The organism is Blastochloris tepida, from assembly GCF_003966715.1.
Taxonomy (GTDB): Bacteria; Pseudomonadota; Alphaproteobacteria; order Rhizobiales; family Xanthobacteraceae; genus Blastochloris; species Blastochloris tepida.
Genome location: NZ_AP018907.1, coordinates 1,110,163 through 1,125,701, shown reverse-complemented (window position 1 = coordinate 1,125,701; position 15,539 = coordinate 1,110,163). Strand labels below are relative to the sequence as shown.

The following is a 15,539-nucleotide window of genomic DNA, read 5'->3' as shown; positions in this document are numbered from 1 at the left end:
AGCGAGGTTGCCATCGCTTGGCGGTGCATTGGAACAGCCCTCGGCCCTTCTGCTCACAGTGATCTCCTCCGCCACGAACAGGGCAGATGAACCCTTTGGGCCGCCATCACTTGAAGAGATCGTGACCCGGCAGAGCTCTTCCGTCCCATAGAGGCCATCGAAGGCCGCCTCACTGGGACCCTACTGAAACTGCACCCGATTTCGTGCCATCGGCCAAATCCTTCCGATCCCATGTTCATGGTTTGCCCCAAAAGCAGGGTGGTCGAAAAGGTCCTCATCAAGCTGTTTCGAACGTCCATTCCGCCGCAATTGTCGCAAGCGCAACGATGCGCTAGCCTCAAAAGCAAGAACGATAAATCTCCGGGAGGACGCTCATGGACTCGGCCTCAAGGCCGGGAGTTGGTCGTGCGCCGTCATCCGGGGCGGGCTTCTGCCGACGTGTGATCGTCCGCGGCGTCGCGGCCTGCGCCGCGGCTGCACTGATGCCGCAGCCTTTGGCGGCCCAACAACGGCTCGTCCGGTTCGGGCTGACGCCGGTGTTCCTGACATCCGACCTTGATCTGCTTGTTGCCCTGCGCGCCTATCTGGAGCGTGCCTGGGACCGGGAGGTGCAACTCGTCACCCGCCGCACCTATCAGGAGATCATGCTGCTCCTGGTGTCCGGCCAGATCGACGCGGCCTGGATCTGCGGCTATCCGTTTGTGCGGCACCGCGAAAGCCTCGACCTCGTGTCCGTGCCAATGTGGCGCGGACAGCCGCTGTACCAGTCCTACGTCATCGTCGGCGCCGACCGGAGGGCAAGCACCTTTACGGACCTGGAAGGTGACGTCCACGCCTTCTCCGACCCCGACAGCAATTCCGGCTTCCTCGTCACCCGGGCGCTGCTCGCAGACGACAGGATGCGGCCCGAAACCTTCTTTCGACGAACCGTTTTCACTTACGGCCATCGCAACGTGGTGCGCGCGGTAGCGTCCGGCCTTGCCGGCAGCGGCTCGGTCGACGGCTACGTGTACGATGTCCTGGCCAACGTCGAGCCCGATCTTGTTGCGGGGACACGGGTGCTGCGCCGGTCGGAATGGCTGGGCTTTCCCCCGATCGCCGCGTCGCGCCACCGGCCAAGCGATCTGCCATCGGACGCGCTCGCGTCGGCGTTTCTCCGCATGGGAGCGGAGCAGGATGGCAGACGGGTGCTCGATTTGTTGAAGCTCGACGGCTTCATCCCCGGAGACGTGGCGCTGTTCGACTCCATCGCGGCCAAGCTGGACCATGTCCGGAGCGCCGGATGACCGGGTGGCAGCGCGCCTCGCCGGCAGCCTGGCCTGTCGCGCTCAAGGTGCCGCTGCTGGTGGCCGCGCTGATGGTGGCCATCAGCACGGTACTGACCAATCAGGTGCTCCAGCGCCTCGCCGAGACGCAGCGTCACCACCTCGACGAGCTCGCGGCCGCCCATCTCGATGGCCTGTCGTCCTCGATCATGCCCGCGGTTCTGCGGGAGGATGCCTGGGAGGTTTTCGATACGCTCGACAGGGGGCGTGCGCTCTATCAGAGCCTCAACGTGGTTGAAACCGTCGTGGTCACCGCCGACGGCATGGTTCTCGCCGCCTCGAATCCGAAGGCGGTGCCGGCCTTCAAGCCCGCTCCGCTCAGCATGATCGATCGCTTCGCCACGGAAGATGCGTGGCTCGATCCCCTTAGCGAGCGGGCGGGCGCGCGCCGGCTTCTCGTCTATCAGTCGCGCACCATCGGGGCGATCTATGCCGAGTTCGACATGGCGCGGCAATTCGCCGAACGCCGCCACGTGCTGTGGACGCTGGTCGGCACCAACGCTGCGATCACTCTGTTTCTGGCGATCGCCGGGTTTGCGCTGATCCGCGGCCTGTTGCGCCCCGTCCGCATTCTGACCCGCCATTTGCGCGCAGGCGCTACCGGCCCGGTGCCGGGGGCCGAGCTGCCGCGCCCGCGATCCGAGTTCGGCCAGTTGTTCCGCCAGTACAACGACATGGTCCGGGCCTGGAACGAGCGCGAAGCCCTCGCCGCGCGGATCGCCGAGGAGGAGCGGCTGGCGAGCCTCGGCCGGCTTGCCTCGGGCATGGCGCACGAGATCAACAATCCGCTCGGCGGCCTGTTCAATGCCATCGACACGCTGAAGCGCCACGGGCACGATGCCGAGGTCCGCCAGCGCACCGTCTCCCTCGTCGAGCGCGGCCTGTCGGGCATCCGCGACGTCGTGCGCGCGATGTTGGCGGACTACCGCGCCGACGCGGCGAACCGGCCGCTCAAGCCGGCCGATATCGACGACCTGCGGCTGTTGATCGAGCCGGAACTGGTGCGCCGCGACCTCGACCTCGACTGGCGCAACGAACTCGTCGAAGACGTGCCGGTCCCAGCCGGCGCCATCCGCCAGGCCGTGCTCAACCTCCTGCTCAATGCCTGCCATGCCAGCCCGGAGAAAGGCCGCATCGGCCTAGAGGCGACGCATACCGGCACGGGCCTCGTCATCGCGGTGGCCGACGACGGGCCGGGCCTCGACCCGGCGCGGGCGCGCTATCTGCAGGAGCCCACGCTCGCCGCTGCGCCGCGGCCGGGCGAGCGCGGCCTTGGCCTGTGGATCGTTCGGCGTCTGGTGCTGGCTGCGGGCGGCAAACTTTCAGTCGAGCGGCCTGCGAGCGGCGGCACCCTCATCCGCATCACCGTTCCGACCCTGACACCGGAGGCACTGTCCCATGCTGCCTGACTCGCTGTCGATTGCGATCGTGGAAGATGATCCGGTGATGGGCGAGTCGCTCAATCAGGGCCTCGAACTGGAAGGCTGCAGGGTGTCGTGGTGGCGCACGGGCGCCGAGGCACTGGCGGGGCTGCGGGCCGCCGCAGCGCCCGATGTCGTGATCTGCGACATCCGGCTGCCCGACATGTCGGGCGAGGATGTGTTCCGGCGGCTCGCGGCCGACGCCGCATCGCCGCCATTCCTGTTCATGACGGCGTATGGCGAGATCGATCAGGCAGTGGCGCTGATCCGCGCCGGCGGCGGCGACTATGTGACGAAGCCCTTCGTGTTCAACGACCTCCTGGCGCGCGCCAGGGCCTTGGCCGGGCGCCGTCCGCCGGCGAACGGCGGCATTCTGGGTGTGTCGCCCGCCATGCGGCGCGTCGAGGCGATGATTGCGCGGGTGGCGGCCCGCAGCTCGCCGGTGCTGCTGACCGGCGAGACTGGCGCCGGAAAGGAAGTTTGCGCCCGCCTTCTCCATGGGTTGGGCAGCGACGCGACCCAGCCATTCATCGCCGTCAATTGTGCGGCGATCCCGCATGCCCTGCTCGAAAGCGAGATGTTCGGCCATGAGAAGGGTGCCTTCACCGGCGCGCTGGCGCGTCATGCCGGTTACGCCGAGCGTGCCCGCCGCGGCACGCTGTTTCTCGACGAGGTGGCCGAGCTGCCGCTGGCGCTTCAGGCGAAACTGCTGCGGCTGCTTGACGAGCGGCGGTTCGCGCGGGTGGGCGGCGAGACCGCCGTGCCGTTCGAGGCCCGCATCGTCTGCGCCACCCACCGCGACCTGTCCGAGGAGGTGGCCGCCGGTCGCTTCCGCCAGGACCTCTATTACCGGATCAATGTCGTCGCCATCGAGGTGCCGCCGCTTCGCGACCGGCCGGCCGACATCGTGTTGCTGCTCAATCAATTCTTCGCTGAGATCGCGCCGCATTCGAATACGGCACTGCATGGCTTCAGCAGCCTGACCGAGGAGGCCGCGCTCGCCTATCCCTGGCCGGGCAACGTTCGCGAACTGCGCAATCGCGTCGAGCGTGCCGCCACGCTGGCGCTGGGCGAGTGGCTGATGCCCTCGGACCTGTTCCCGGAAGCGGCGCGCGCCTCGGACGACGAGGCGCCGCGCGGCCTTGCCGCGGCGCGGGATGCGGCGGAGCGCCGCGAGATCGAGCGCGCGTTGCGCGACAGTGGCGGCCACGTCGGCGAGGCCGCCAAGCGCCTCGGCATCGCCCGCACCACGCTGTGGGAGCGCATGCGCCGCCTGTCGATCCGCTCCCGCTAGGGCATTTTCCGCAATAGCGGACCCGGTTTTGCGATCGGAAATGCGCGAATCCAAAGAGCTGGCCCGTTCGGATTTTTGACGGGAGCCCACGGCGATGTTCGGAAATCCGAACATGCCGCTGTTCCGGATCCCAGCAATTCAAAGGCTTGCCTGCCCCCGGTCCTTGGCCCGGTCCTTGTAACAGGACCGTCAGCGCCGACGCTCCGCGTCGCGTTCAGATGGGAGGACCACCATGAAAAGATGCGACCGAATGGTCGATGCCGGCCGCCGCCATTTCCTTGGCGGCGCCGGTCTCGTTGCGGCAGCCGGGGCTGCGGCAACCATGCTGCCCGCCACCGCCGAAGCCGCGCCGGCGCCGGCGCCGGCGCGGGTCGCCTACCCGTCGAACCGGCTCGCCAACGTCTCCCAGCTCAAGGTCGACGAACCTCTCACCGTCGCCTATCCGGACAAGGATGCGCCCGGCGTCCTCATCAAGCTCGGCACCCGCGTTCCCGGTGGAGTCGGACCCGACGGCGACATCGTCGGCTTCTCTGCGATGTGCCCGCACAAGGGCTTTCCGCTCGGCTATTCGAAAACCGACAAGACGCTGAACTGCTCGGGCCACTACAGCCGTTTCGACTGCGAGAAGGCCGGCCAGCAGATCTGGGGCAACGCCACCCAGAACCTCGCGCAATACGCGCTCCGCGTCGACGCCAAGGGCGACATCTACGCCGAAGGCGTCGATGAGCTGCTCTACGGCCGGCTGTCCAACGTGCTGTGAGGGAGGACGCGATGACCTACAAGCGTCAAGTCGACCGCCTGCCGATCATTCCCGCGGACGCGAAGGAGCACAACGTCACCTGCCACTACTGCATCGTCGGCTGCGGCTACAAGGCTTACACGTGGCCGATCAACAAGCAGGGCGGCTTCGATGCCAAGTCGAACAAGTTCGGCGTCGACCTCGGCAAGCAGCAGCCCGCCGAGACCGTCGCCTGGTATGCCCCGTCGATGTACAACATCGTCAAGCAGAATGGCGCGGACGTTCATCTCGTCATCAAGCCGGACGTCAATTGCGTGGTGAATTCCGGGCTGGGCTCGATCCGCGGCGCGCGGATGGCCGAGAACCACACCTCGCAACAGCGCGGCACGCAGCTTGCGCGCCTGACCGACCCCATGGTGTGGCGCTATGGCACGATGCAGCCGACCAATTGGGAGGATGCGCTCGATCTCGTCGCCCGCGTCACCACTGCCGTCATCAACGAGCAGGGTGAGGACGGGCTGTTCGTCTCGATGTTCGACCATGGCGGCTCGGCCGGCGGCTATGAGAACACCTGGGGCACTGGCAAGCTCTATTTCGGGGCGATGAAGGTCAAGAACGTCCGCATTCACAATCGCCCGGCCTACAATTCCGAGGTTCACGGCACCCGCGACATGGGCGTCAGCGAACTGAACAACTGCTATGAGGATGCCGAGCTCGCCGACACCATCGTCGCCATCGGCACCAACCCGCTCGAAACCCAGACCAATTATTTCCTGAACCACTGGCTGCCGAACCTGCGTGGCACGTCGCTCGACAAGAAGCGGCGGGAATTCCCGAACGAGGCCGTCGAATCGGGCCGCATCATCATCATCGATCCCCGCCGCACGGTGACGGTTGCGGCCTGCGAGGCCGAGGCAGGCAAGGATCGCGCGCTGCATCTTGCGCTCGAGCCCGGCACCGACCTCGTGCTGTTCAATGCGCTGCTCACCTACATCGCCGACAAGGGGTGGATCGACAAGGAATTCATCGCCGCGAGCACGCTGTCGCCGGCCCAGGTTCCGCCGCTCATCTCGCGCCCGGGCGGCGGCGGCCTGGAGACCTCCGATCCGCTCACCGATTTCGCCGCCGCTCTCGCAGCGAACCGGACATCGATCGAGGATGCTGCGCGCATCACCGGCCTCAAAGCCGCCGACATCATCAAGGCCGCCCAGTGGATCGCCGAGCCCAAGGCCGACGGCAAGCGTCGCCGCACCATGCTCGGCTATGAGAAGGGCATCATTTGGGGCAATGACAACTACCGCACCAACGGCGCGATCGTGAACCTCGCCCTCGCCACCGGCAATGTGGGCCGGCCGGGCGGCGGCGTGGTGCGGCTGGGCGGCCATCAGGAGGGCTATTCGCGGCCCTCCGATGCACATGTCGGCCGGCCGGCCGCCTATGTCGACAAGCTCCTGATCGAGGGCCGCGGCGGCGTCCACCACATCTGGGCGTGCGACCACTACAAGACCACGCTGAACGCCATGAAGTTCAAGCAGGTCTACAAGCGGCGCACCGACCTGGTGAAGGACGCCATGAACACCGTGCCATGGGGCGACCGCAAGGCGATGGTCGACGCCATCATGGTGGCGATCCGCCAGGGCGGCCTGTTCGCGGTCGATGTCGACATCGTGCCAAGCAAGATCGGGCAGGCCTGCCATGTCTGGCTGCCGGCGGCGATCTCGGGCGAGATGAACCTCACCTCGATGAACGCCGAGCGGCGCATGCGCCTCACCGAACGCTACATGGACCCGCCCGGCAATGCGCTGCCCGACTGCCTGATCGCGGCGCGCATTGCCAATGCGATGGAGCGCGTGCTGCGCGAGCAGGGCAAGGCGGCCTATGCCGACCAGTTCAAGGGCTTCGACTGGAAGACCGAAGAGGACGCCTTCATCGACGGCTACCAGAAGCACGAGAAGGGCGGCGAGCACGTCACCTATGCCCGGCTGCGCGCGATGGGAACCAACGGCTTTCAGGAGCCGGCGACGGGCGTCGACGGCGAGCGCATCAACGGCACCAAGCGCCTCTATACCGACGGCAAATTCTCGTCAAAGGACGGCAAGGCCCGCTTCATGACGACGCCCTGGCGCGGCCTGCAGGCCGCTGGCAAGGCCGAGCAGAAGGCGAAGTACGCCTTCCTCATCAACAACGGCCGCACCAACATGGTATGGCAGAACGCCTTCATGGACCAGCACAACGACTTCGTGATGGACCGGATGCCCTATCCGTTCATCGAGATGAACCCGGACGACATGAAGGAACTCGGCCTCGCCGCCGGCGACCTCGTAGAGGTCTACAACGACGTCGGCTCCACCCAGGCGATGGTGCAGCCCACACCCTCGGCGCGGCGCAAGCAGACGTTCATGCTGTTCGCGTTCCCCACCGGCGTGCAGGGCAACGTCATCAATGCCGGCGTCAACGAATTGGTCATCCCCAACTACAAGCAGACCTGGGCCGACATCCGCAAGATCGCCTCGGCATCGGAAACGACCAGACGGCTGACGTTCAAGTCACCGGAATACAAGGTCTGACGCCAACGGAAGACCCGTTTGAAAGGACATCGTTCGCCCGGACCGCGGCCACCTCGCGGCCATGGTCCGGGCTAAATGAAGATCTCCTCAAGCATCGCGCAGGATTGCCCATGCCCCTATCCGTTCAGCACGAGGCTGCCGTGGCGGCTGTCGTCTACGAAAAGTATCAGGGCGACCACGCCGACCGCCTGCTCGCCGACATCGCCTCAAGGCTGCGGCGCGAGGGCGCACGTCTTGCCGGCGTGGTCCAGCACAATGAGCTCCACCCGGAACGCCACCGCTGCGACATGACGCTTTGCGACCTGTCGAGCGGACGGCTGATCCGCATCACGCAGAACCTGGGCCGGGACTCCCAAGGATGCCGGCTCGATACCGCCGCTCTCGAAGACGCAGCCGGGCTGGTCGAGACGGCCGTTAGGGCGGGCGCGGATATGCTGGTCCTCAACCGGTTCGGCAAGCGCGAAGCGGAAGGACGCGGCCTCAGCGGCGCGCTGGCACTTGCGATCGATCGCGACATTCCGGTTCTTGTCGGGCTCAATCGCACGAATGAGGACAGTTGGGACGCCTTCACCGGCAGCCTTGCCCTGTCGCTGCCGCCGGATGGCGACAGTGTCCTCGCATGGTGTCGGCGAATGCTCAGGTGTTCAGCACGTCGTCATCCGGCGACGGGCTTATCGCTGATGGCTGTTTGACGGGAGACCGCATGAAGCGGCAAACGTCCGGTGTCCCGGCAACCGTCGTTCGGCGCGGCTGAGCCTGGAGAGCGCCGCTTGGATTTGAGCTGGTGCAATATTTTAGGCCGGTGAGATCCCTGCGGCAAACAGCAGAATGCCGTGCCCGATCCCGTAGGCGAACAACATGCCGGCGCCGATCCAGTTCGTCTTGCTAGAGCATCCGCCGACCCGGTTGGATCGGGCAGATGCTCTAAGATTTTGGTTTGTCGCATTTTCTTCCGCAAAACCGGTTCCCACTTTTGCGGAAAATGCTCGAAGCTCCGGAGATCCGCAGCCAAAGGGCGGCCATCATTTCCAATACGTGTGCCGGAAGTAATCCGAGAGCTCCCCGAGCGTGGAGACCGGCGGCACCGCCCATGCGACGAGCCCGACGATCACCAGCAGGACACCCAGAGCCATCACCAATTCTCGCTTCAAGCCCCCGCGGAGCTGACCCGTACCCCACAGGTAGCCGGAAAAATACCTCCAATTATAGACGAGATGCCAGACTGCCACGGCGCTGAACAGGATGGCGACGACGTTGTGAAGATTGATCCAGGCGTGGCGGTCCAGACCAAACGCGGTCCACTTGATCGTTTTCGCAATGCTGCTGCTCGGCGCCACGAAAAGGACGATACCGCTCACGAGCAAGGTGGCGATGCCGATCGCGAGCACGAAAACGACCCAACCCCGTGTGTGAAACGACCGGACGACGCGTGTTCGGCCACTGGTTTCTTCCGACGTCATGTCATCGGTCTCCGGTTCGCTGGTTGCTCGCAGTCACGACCTCTGTCGGGGCCCCGGATGACGCGAGATCGCCTGCGATCGTGAATGCGTGCATCATTCATCATTCGGCGCCCCACAGCCCGGGAATAGCGCTCGCCGCCATCCAGAGGCCGGCAAGAATCAGGAGCCCGGCAAACGTCCGGTGTCCCGGCAACCATCGTTCGGCGCGGTTGAGCCTGGAGAGCGCCGCTTGGATTTGAGCCGGCGCGATGCCTGCGGCAAACAGCAGAATGCTGTGCCCGATCCCGTAGGCGAACAGCATGCCGGCGCCGATCCAGCTCGTCTTGCTGAGCAGCGCGCCCGTCCCCGCCAGGCTGAGCGCCGCGGCCAGCGCCGGCGTCGCGCAAGGTGTCATCACCGTTCCCGTCAGCGCCCCGAGGGCCGCGGCCCCGCCCCAACCCGAGCCCCGCAGATGCCGCTGAAGCGTCGGATGAAGCGAGACGCCGCAACGGTCGCCCGATCGCCAGAACCACACCCCGGCCCCGGCCAGCGCGACGCCGACCACAACCGGCCAGACTCCGCCCGCCGCACCGAAGAACACCCCCAAACGCGCGGCTGCCAGCCCCAGGAGAACGAAACTCAACGTCATGCCGCCGACGAAGGCCGCCGACAGCCAGACCGCTTCGCGCTGCGAGGATGCCTGGCTGCCGACGAAGCCGACCGTCACGGGCACGGCAGCGATGACGCAGGGCGTCGCAGACGACAGCACCCCGGCGACAAAGGCCGTCAGAAGGGTCAGCGCTTCATTCATTGCCGGTCGGATCCTGTGCCGGATGATGCCACGCCAAGCCGCTGGAGAATCTGCTCGGCCGAAATCGGCCCGAGATTGCGGCTGCGCTCGACGCCGCCCGCGTCGTAGAAGACCTGCGTCGGCATCATCTGAATGCGATATTTCGAGATGAAGCGCCGTCCGGAGATCGAAAACAGGTCGACATCGACGACGTTCAGTCGGTCACCGTAGTCGCGAGCGAGAGCCTGCAGAATCGGCTTCATCTCCCGGCAACTCACGCAGCCGTTCGAACCGAACTCGACAACCGTCGGCTTGCCGTTCTGGCGCGCGCTGGCGACAGGATCATTATCGGTCGCGATCTGGGGTTCCTCGCGACCAGACAGCATGCCGACGGCAACAACGCCTGCGATGGTCAGGACGATGACCCCGGCGGCAGCAGCCAGAAGTCTTGGCTTGGATGACTGCTTCACCGTCATGATGCACGCTCCGCAACAGAGTGTTCGCGACCGCGCGGCTGCAGAAAGGTGCCGACCAGTCCGATGATGGCCAGGCCAGCCGACAGCAGGGCGTTCCATCCGGCCATCGACAGGCCGAGAAAGACCCATGCCGGCTCGTCGCAGGGCACGATCGGCGCGGCATTGAGCTGAGCGATCAGATCCGCGGTCGACGACCACGGCGATGCGAGATCGCCGGTGCAGCTGGCCGGGCCGGACCACCAATGCCATTCGACCCCGGCATGGTAGCTGGCGATAACCGCTCCGCCCGCCATCACGAGGGACAGCAGCAACGCGCCGCCCCGCGCCCATCGCTCGGCGCCGCGCCGGCCGGCGACGACGGCGGCAAGGGCGATCGGCATCGCCAGATAGTGTGGAATCCGCTGCGTGTAGCACAGCGAGCAGGGCGCCAGCCCCACGACATACTGGAACACAAAGGCTGCCGAGATCGCGGCCACCGCCACGACCCCGATAACGACGGCTGCTGCAACAGCAGGCTCCCTGCGGAACAGGGCATACAAGCGGCAGGCCCACGGCGCCCTGTCCCGCAAGAGGCGTGCAGTCGTCAGGCCAGCCACTTGGCGATGTCCTCGGCCTTGGGCAGGCCGCCGGCATGCACCACCTTGCCGTCGATGACGATGCCGGGCGTCGCGGCGATGCCATAGCCGGCGATGGCGGCATAGTCGGTGACCTTCTCGATCTCAACCGCTACGCCGAGCCGGTCGGCCTCGGCCTGCACCATCTCGGCGGTGGTCTGGCAGCGCTTGCAGCCGGGGCCGAGCACCTTGATGTCCTTCATGGGTCTTCTCCTTCGTCAGGCGAACAGCGCGTTGAACAGGAAGCCGACCGCCAGGATGCCGAGCCCGACCACGCCGACGAACACCGCGATGAGGCGGCCGGTGAGCACCTTGTGCAGGATGATCAGCTCGGGCGCGGAGAGCGCGATCACGCTCATCATGAAGGCCAGCACGGTGCCGAGTGCCGCGCCCTTGCCGAGCAGCGCCTCGACCACCGGGATGATGCCGGCGGCGTTGGAATACATCGGGATGCCCACCACCACCGCGGCCGGCACCGACCACCACGCCTCGCGTCCCATGATCGAGGCGAGCAGCTCGGCGGGCACATAGCCATGGATCAGCGCGCCGGCGGCGATGCCGGCGATCACCCACTTCCACACCTTGCCGACAATGTCGGCCACCGCGTCGAGCCCGGCCTTGAGGCGGTCGACGATGGTGAGGCGCTGGTCGGGGAGCTCGACCGCGCCGGCCCGCACATTGCGCACCCAGTCCTGCAGCCAGCCTTCCAGATGCAGCCGGCCGATCACCCAGCCGGCGACGATGGCGATGAGGAGGCCGAAGCCGAGATAGGCCAGCGCCACCTGCCAGCCGAGCAGCGCCCACAGCAGGCCGAGCGCGATCTCATTGACCATCGGCGCCGCGATCAGGAATGAGAAGGTGACGCTGAGCGGCACCCCGGCCGAGACGAAGCCGATGAACAACGGCACCGCCGAGCACGAGCAGAACGGCGTGACGATGCCGAGACAGGCCGCCGCGACATTGCCGAGTCCCTCGTGCCGGCCGGCGAGCAAAGCGCGCGTGCGCTCGGCCGAGAAGAAGCTGCGCACCACGCCCATGGCGAACACCACCAGCACCAGCAGCATCAGCACCTTGGGCGTGTCGTAGAGAAAGAAGGCCACCGCCTCGGCGAGGTGGCTGCCCGGCTCCAGCGGCAGCAGGCCGGTGGCCCAGTCCGCCGCCGGCTGAAGAAACGCGTAGGCGAGGCCCCAGGCGACGAGCGCGGCCAGCGTTGCGGCCAGCCATGCCGCGGTGCGCGGCGATGCGGTGGGGTTGGATTCGGCCGGGTTGGATTCGGCGGCGGTCTTCGAGCAGCACTCGGTCATGCCGCATCTCTCCTCTGGTCGGCCGGAAGCGCCAGCACGGCCTCGATCACCGCAACGACGCGGGGGTCGAGGCGCGGATTGCGGCGATAGCGCACCCATTGCGCGTCGCGGCGGTCCACCACGAGACCGGCGACCTTCAGCACGCCCATGTGCCGTGACATCCGCGACTGGGTGGCGCCGAGCGCCTTCATCAGCTCGCAGACGCAATGCTCCTGCCCGTCCCACAGCAGGCGCAGGGCGCCGAGCCGGGTGGCGTCGGCAAGGGCGGACATCAGGTCGACCGGCGAACTCATGTGGTATTCCGTTTATGCGGCAGCGCGCATAGACTGGACCCGGCCCGCAGCCCGGTCAAGCGGCAATAGGAGAGCCGCGACCATGAGGCTCGGACAAGTGATTTGAACGCCAGAGCTACGGCAGTCGACATGAGCACAGGCATCGAGATGCGTGCGGCCTCGGAGGGCAGGCCCTTCCCAGTTGACGATACTTCCTTATTTCGTATATCGTGGAAATATGGAATCCGAAGACGCCCTGCTCGCTCTGTCGGCGCTGGCCCAGACCACGCGGCTCGACGTGTTCCGCCTGCTGATGACGCACGAGCCGGACGGGCTGGCGGCCGGCGAGGTGGCGCGGCGGCTGGCAGTGCCGGCCAACACGTTGTCGGCCCACCTCGCCATTCTCGTCCGCGCCAAGCTCATCGTCGCCGCGCGCCACAGCCGCTCGATCGTCTACCGCGCCCGGCCCGAACGCCTTCACGCGCTTGTCGGCTTCCTGGTCGAGGATTGCTGCGGCGGCCACGCCGACCTCTGCTCACCGCCATCCGCCGCGCTGCCACGCCGTTTCCCGGCCACCCATCCGCTTCGCAAGGAAAGCCCCATGCCCGACCGCGTCTTCAACGTGCTGTTCCTGTGCACCGGCAACACCGCCCGCTCGATCATGGCCGAGAGCATCCTGAGGAAGGACGGCGCCGGGCGGTTCCGCGCCTTTTCCGCCGGCAGCCAGCCCAAGGGCACGGTCAATCCGTTCGCGCTCAAGGTGCTGGCGGCGGACGGCTATCCGACCGACGATCTGCGCTCGAAAAGCTGGAGCGAGTTCGCCGCCCCCGACGCGCCGGTGATGGATTTCGTGTTCACCGTCTGCGACAACGCCGCCGGCGAGACCTGCCCGGTGTGGCCCGGCCAGCCGATGACCGCGCATTGGGGCATCGAGGATCCGGCGGCGGCCACCGGCAATGATGTGATGGTCGAGCGCGCGTTCGTCACTGCGCTGCGCTACCTCAAGAACCGCATCTCGGTGTTCACCGCCCTGCCGTTCGACAGCCTCGACCGGCTGGCGCTCGGCAATCGCCTGCGCGACATCGGGCGCATGGAGGGCGCGACGGGCCGCAAGGCGGAGCTCACCTGATGGACGTGATCATCTACCACAACCCGGACTGCGGCACCTCGCGCAACACGCTCGGACTGATCCGCAACGCCGGCGTCGAGCCGCACGTGATCGAATACCTGAAGTGCCCGCCGACCCGCGCGCTGCTGGTGCAGATGATCGCCCAAGCGGGGCTCTCGGTGCGTGACCTGCTGCGCGAGAAGGGCACGCCGTATCGCGACCTCGGCCTCGGCGACCCTGCTTTGACGGACGACCAGCTTCTCGACGCCATGATGGCGCATCCGATCCTGATCAACCGGCCGCTGGTGGTGACCCCGAAAGGGGTGCGCCTGTGCCGCCCGTCGGAAGCGGTGCTCGACCTCCTGCCGCCGCAGCGCGGCGCGTTCCGCAAGGAAGACGGCGAACTGGTTGTCGACGCCGCCGGGCGCCGCGTCGCGACAGCTTGAAGGATTTGGCGATGTCCACGTTCGAACGCTATCTCTCCGTCTGGGTCGCCCTTTGCATCGTGGTGGGCATCGCCCTCGGGCATGTGATGCCGGGCGTGTTCCAGGTCATCGGCGCGGCCGAGATCGCCAAGGTCAATCTGCCGGTGGCAGCGCTGATCTGGCTGATGATCATCCCGATGCTGGTCAAGATCGACTTCGCCGCGCTCGGCCAGGTGAAGGAGCACTGGCGCGGCATCGGCGTCACCCTGTTCATCAACTGGGCGGTCAAGCCGTTCTCGATGGCCGCGCTCGGCTGGCTGTTCATCGGCTATCTGTTCCGGCCCTATCTGCCGGCCGAGCAGATCGACAGCTACATCGCCGGCCTGATCATCCTCGCGGCGGCGCCCTGCACCGCCATGGTGTTCGTGTGGTCGAACCTCACCCGTGGCGAGCCGCACTTCACGCTGAGCCAGGTCGCGCTCAACGACACCATCATGGTGTTCGCGTTTGCGCCGATCGTCGGGCTTTTGCTCGGGCTCTCCGCCATCACCGTGCCGTGGGACACGCTGGTGCTGTCGGTGGTGCTCTACATCGTGGTGCCGGTGATCGCCGCGCAGCTGCTGCGCCGACGGCTGCTGGCGCAAGGCGGCGAGGCGGCGCTGCAGCGCATGCTCGCCCGCCTGCAGCCGCTCTCGCTGGTCGCGCTGCTGGCCACGCTGGTGCTGCTGTTCGGCTTCCAGGGCGAGCAGATTCTGGCGCAGCCGCTCATCATCGCGCTGCTCGCGGTGCCGATCCTGATCCAGGTCTATTTCAATTCGGGCCTTGCCTATCTGCTCAACCGCGCCCTTGGCGAGGCGCATTGCGTCGCCGGCCCCTCGGCGCTGATCGGCGCCTCCAACTTCTTCGAGCTGGCGGTGGCGGCGGCGATCTCGCTGTTCGGGTTCCAGTCGGGCGCGGCGCTTGCCACCGTCGTCGGCGTGCTGATCGAGGTGCCGGTGATGCTGTCGGTGGTGTGGATCGTCAACCGCTCTCAGGGCTGGTACGAGGCGGGCGGCGCGCAGGCAAGAACGCGCGCGGCCTCGGCGACATCGTCCGGCGCGTTGACGTTGAAGAAGGGGTCGACCGGCTCGGCCGACCATTCGACCGACACCGTGCGATAACGTGCCACGAAGCGCCCGACCTTGCGCTCGCCTTCGCTCGTCAAGGCCTGGCGCAGTCCGTCACGCAGCCGCACCGGCCACAGCCCGATCACCGGATGGCTTCGCCCGCCTGAGGCGGCAACGGCGAGGTCGGCGTCGGCCGCGGCGCGGGCGGCGTGCAGGCGGACGACAAGATCGGCCGGCAGGAACGGGCAGTCGGCCGGCACGCTCGCCACCCAATCGATGTCGGGTGTATTGGCCGCGGCCCAATCGAGGCCGGCGAGCACACCGGCGAGCGGGCCCGCAAAGCCCGGCACGCTGTCAGGGACGACCGGCAGCGCGGCACCAAAACGTACCGGATCGCCATTGGCATTGATCACGAGCGCTGTGCAGGCCGGCCGCAACACCGCGACCACGCGGTCCAGCAGCGGCACCCCGCCGACCCGGATCAACGCCTTGTCGCCGCCCCCCATGCGGCGCGCGAGGCCGCCCGCGAGCACAAGGCCAAGAGTCGCGGGATGATCGACGCGGTTCCGCGCGGACATCATCAATGACAATCCGCGACATCGATGTGTGCGCTGCGGCGAGCGTTTCGAACCATGCGCAACCCGTCCTTCGGCGGCCCC

Annotated in this window: 16 protein-coding genes and 2 pseudogenes; 10 read left to right on the top strand and 8 right to left on the bottom strand. The window is 66.9% G+C overall.

Features of this window, described 5'->3' with window-relative positions; genetic code table 11:
• Positions 1-374 precede the first annotated feature (374 nt).
• The 6 genes from BLTE_RS05110 to BLTE_RS05085 all read left to right on the top strand — a co-directional run bounded on the left by BLTE_RS05110 (position 375) and on the right by BLTE_RS05085 (position 8,038).
• The gene (locus BLTE_RS05110; RefSeq protein WP_244600121.1) at positions 375-1,286 is read left to right on the top strand and encodes a substrate-binding domain-containing protein; all 912 of its coding nucleotides are present in this window, start codon (positions 375-377) and stop codon (positions 1,284-1,286) included.
• The gene (locus tag BLTE_RS05105; RefSeq protein WP_126398210.1) at positions 1,283-2,734 is read left to right on the top strand and encodes a sensor histidine kinase; all 1,452 of its coding nucleotides are present in this window, start codon (positions 1,283-1,285) and stop codon (positions 2,732-2,734) included. Before BLTE_RS05110 ends, BLTE_RS05105 begins: the two co-directional genes overlap by 4 nt.
• Entirely contained in the window at positions 2,724-4,040 is a 1,317-nt protein-coding gene (locus BLTE_RS05100) for a sigma-54-dependent transcriptional regulator (RefSeq protein ID WP_126398208.1), read from the top strand. Before BLTE_RS05105 ends, BLTE_RS05100 begins: the two co-directional genes overlap by 11 nt.
• 232 nt (positions 4,041-4,272) lie before the next feature.
• Positions 4,273-4,800 (top strand): arsenate reductase (azurin) small subunit, encoded by a 528-nt coding sequence (locus BLTE_RS05095; RefSeq protein WP_126398206.1) that lies wholly within the window; start codon positions 4,273-4,275, stop codon positions 4,798-4,800.
• Positions 4,801-4,811: 11 nt separating this feature from the next.
• Entirely contained in the window at positions 4,812-7,346 is a 2,535-nt protein-coding gene (locus BLTE_RS05090; protein ID WP_126398204.1) for an arsenate reductase (azurin) large subunit, read from the top strand.
• A gap of 140 nt (positions 7,347-7,486) precedes the next feature.
• Positions 7,487-8,038: a DUF2478 domain-containing protein gene (locus BLTE_RS05085; protein ID WP_160140529.1), complete on the top strand. Its 552-nt coding sequence runs from the start codon at positions 7,487-7,489 to the stop codon at positions 8,036-8,038.
• Between the two features lie 330 nt (positions 8,039-8,368).
• Here BLTE_RS05085 and BLTE_RS05080 read toward each other — a convergent pair whose 3' ends face one another.
• The 7 genes from BLTE_RS05080 to BLTE_RS05050 all read right to left on the bottom strand — a co-directional run bounded on the left by BLTE_RS05080 (position 8,369) and on the right by BLTE_RS05050 (position 12,262).
• Positions 8,369-8,806: a DUF4405 domain-containing protein gene (locus BLTE_RS05080; protein WP_126398200.1), complete on the bottom strand. Its 438-nt coding sequence runs from the start codon at positions 8,804-8,806 to the stop codon at positions 8,369-8,371.
• A gap of 100 nt (positions 8,807-8,906) precedes the next feature.
• On the bottom strand, positions 8,907-9,596 hold the full coding sequence (locus tag BLTE_RS05075; RefSeq protein ID WP_126398198.1) for a cytochrome c biogenesis CcdA family protein: 690 nt from the start codon (positions 9,594-9,596) through the stop codon (positions 8,907-8,909).
• Positions 9,593-10,051, bottom strand: coding sequence for a TlpA family protein disulfide reductase (locus tag BLTE_RS05070; RefSeq protein WP_160140528.1), 459 nt, complete (start codon positions 10,049-10,051; stop codon positions 9,593-9,595). Before BLTE_RS05070 ends, BLTE_RS05075 begins: the two co-directional genes overlap by 4 nt.
• On the bottom strand, positions 10,048-10,590 hold the full coding sequence (locus tag BLTE_RS05065; protein ID WP_160140527.1) for a disulfide bond formation protein B: 543 nt from the start codon (positions 10,588-10,590) through the stop codon (positions 10,048-10,050). The genes BLTE_RS05070 and BLTE_RS05065 overlap by 4 nt, the downstream gene beginning before the upstream one ends.
• Before the next feature lie 44 nt (positions 10,591-10,634).
• Complete coding sequence (locus BLTE_RS05060; RefSeq protein ID WP_126398192.1) at positions 10,635-10,868, bottom strand: thioredoxin family protein; 234 nt, start codon at positions 10,866-10,868, stop codon at positions 10,635-10,637.
• A gap of 15 nt (positions 10,869-10,883) precedes the next feature.
• Positions 10,884-11,969, bottom strand: coding sequence for a permease (locus BLTE_RS05055; protein ID WP_126398190.1), 1,086 nt, complete (start codon positions 11,967-11,969; stop codon positions 10,884-10,886).
• The gene (locus BLTE_RS05050; protein ID WP_126398188.1) at positions 11,966-12,262 is read right to left on the bottom strand and encodes an ArsR/SmtB family transcription factor; all 297 of its coding nucleotides are present in this window, start codon (positions 12,260-12,262) and stop codon (positions 11,966-11,968) included. Before BLTE_RS05050 ends, BLTE_RS05055 begins: the two co-directional genes overlap by 4 nt.
• A 217-nt stretch (positions 12,263-12,479) precedes the next feature.
• On the opposite strand from BLTE_RS05050, the pseudogene BLTE_RS18730 reads away from it, so the two are divergent.
• From BLTE_RS18730 to arsB, 4 genes and pseudogenes are all read left to right on the top strand, one after another.
• Positions 12,480-12,605 (top strand): annotated as a pseudogene (locus tag BLTE_RS18730) (transcriptional regulator); the annotation flags it as partial.
• Between the two features lie 237 nt (positions 12,606-12,842).
• Positions 12,843-13,370 (top strand): arsenate reductase ArsC, encoded by a 528-nt coding sequence (locus tag BLTE_RS18415; protein WP_244600187.1) that lies wholly within the window; start codon positions 12,843-12,845, stop codon positions 13,368-13,370.
• Positions 13,370-13,795: an arsenate reductase (glutaredoxin) gene (gene arsC, locus BLTE_RS05040; protein WP_126398184.1), complete on the top strand. Its 426-nt coding sequence runs from the start codon at positions 13,370-13,372 to the stop codon at positions 13,793-13,795. The genes BLTE_RS18415 and arsC overlap by 1 nt, the downstream gene beginning before the upstream one ends.
• A gap of 11 nt (positions 13,796-13,806) precedes the next feature.
• Complete coding sequence (gene arsB, locus BLTE_RS05035) at positions 13,807-14,934, top strand: ACR3 family arsenite efflux transporter (protein ID WP_244600120.1); 1,128 nt, start codon at positions 13,807-13,809, stop codon at positions 14,932-14,934.
• On the opposite strand, the pseudogene mobA reads toward arsB, so the two are convergent.
• A pseudogene (gene mobA / locus BLTE_RS05030) lies at positions 14,835-15,461 on the bottom strand (molybdenum cofactor guanylyltransferase MobA); the annotation flags it as partial. The gene arsB and the pseudogene mobA overlap by 100 nt on opposite strands.
• Between the last annotated feature and the right edge of the window lie 78 nt (positions 15,462-15,539).

Coding starts and splice junctions, on each gene's coding strand:
- BLTE_RS05110 (WP_244600121.1), top strand. CDS start 375: ATGGACTCGGCCTCAAGGCCGGGAGTTGGTCGTGCGCCGTCATCCGGG.
- BLTE_RS05105 (WP_126398210.1), top strand. CDS start 1,283: ATGACCGGGTGGCAGCGCGCCTCGCCGGCAGCCTGGCCTGTCGCGCTC.
- BLTE_RS05100 (WP_126398208.1), top strand. CDS start 2,724: ATGCTGCCTGACTCGCTGTCGATTGCGATCGTGGAAGATGATCCGGTG.
- BLTE_RS05095 (WP_126398206.1), top strand. CDS start 4,273: ATGAAAAGATGCGACCGAATGGTCGATGCCGGCCGCCGCCATTTCCTT.
- BLTE_RS05090 (WP_126398204.1), top strand. CDS start 4,812: ATGACCTACAAGCGTCAAGTCGACCGCCTGCCGATCATTCCCGCGGAC.
- BLTE_RS05080 (WP_126398200.1), bottom strand. CDS start 8,806: ATGACGTCGGAAGAAACCAGTGGCCGAACACGCGTCGTCCGGTCGTTT.
- BLTE_RS05075 (WP_126398198.1), bottom strand. CDS start 9,596: ATGAATGAAGCGCTGACCCTTCTGACGGCCTTTGTCGCCGGGGTGCTG.
- BLTE_RS05070 (WP_160140528.1), bottom strand. CDS start 10,051: ATGACGGTGAAGCAGTCATCCAAGCCAAGACTTCTGGCTGCTGCCGCC.
- BLTE_RS05060 (WP_126398192.1), bottom strand. CDS start 10,868: ATGAAGGACATCAAGGTGCTCGGCCCCGGCTGCAAGCGCTGCCAGACC.
- BLTE_RS05055 (WP_126398190.1), bottom strand. CDS start 11,969: ATGACCGAGTGCTGCTCGAAGACCGCCGCCGAATCCAACCCGGCCGAA.
- BLTE_RS05050 (WP_126398188.1), bottom strand. CDS start 12,262: ATGAGTTCGCCGGTCGACCTGATGTCCGCCCTTGCCGACGCCACCCGG.
- BLTE_RS18415 (WP_244600187.1), top strand. CDS start 12,843: ATGCCCGACCGCGTCTTCAACGTGCTGTTCCTGTGCACCGGCAACACC.
- arsC (WP_126398184.1), top strand. CDS start 13,370: ATGGACGTGATCATCTACCACAACCCGGACTGCGGCACCTCGCGCAAC.
- arsB (WP_244600120.1), top strand. CDS start 13,807: ATGTCCACGTTCGAACGCTATCTCTCCGTCTGGGTCGCCCTTTGCATC.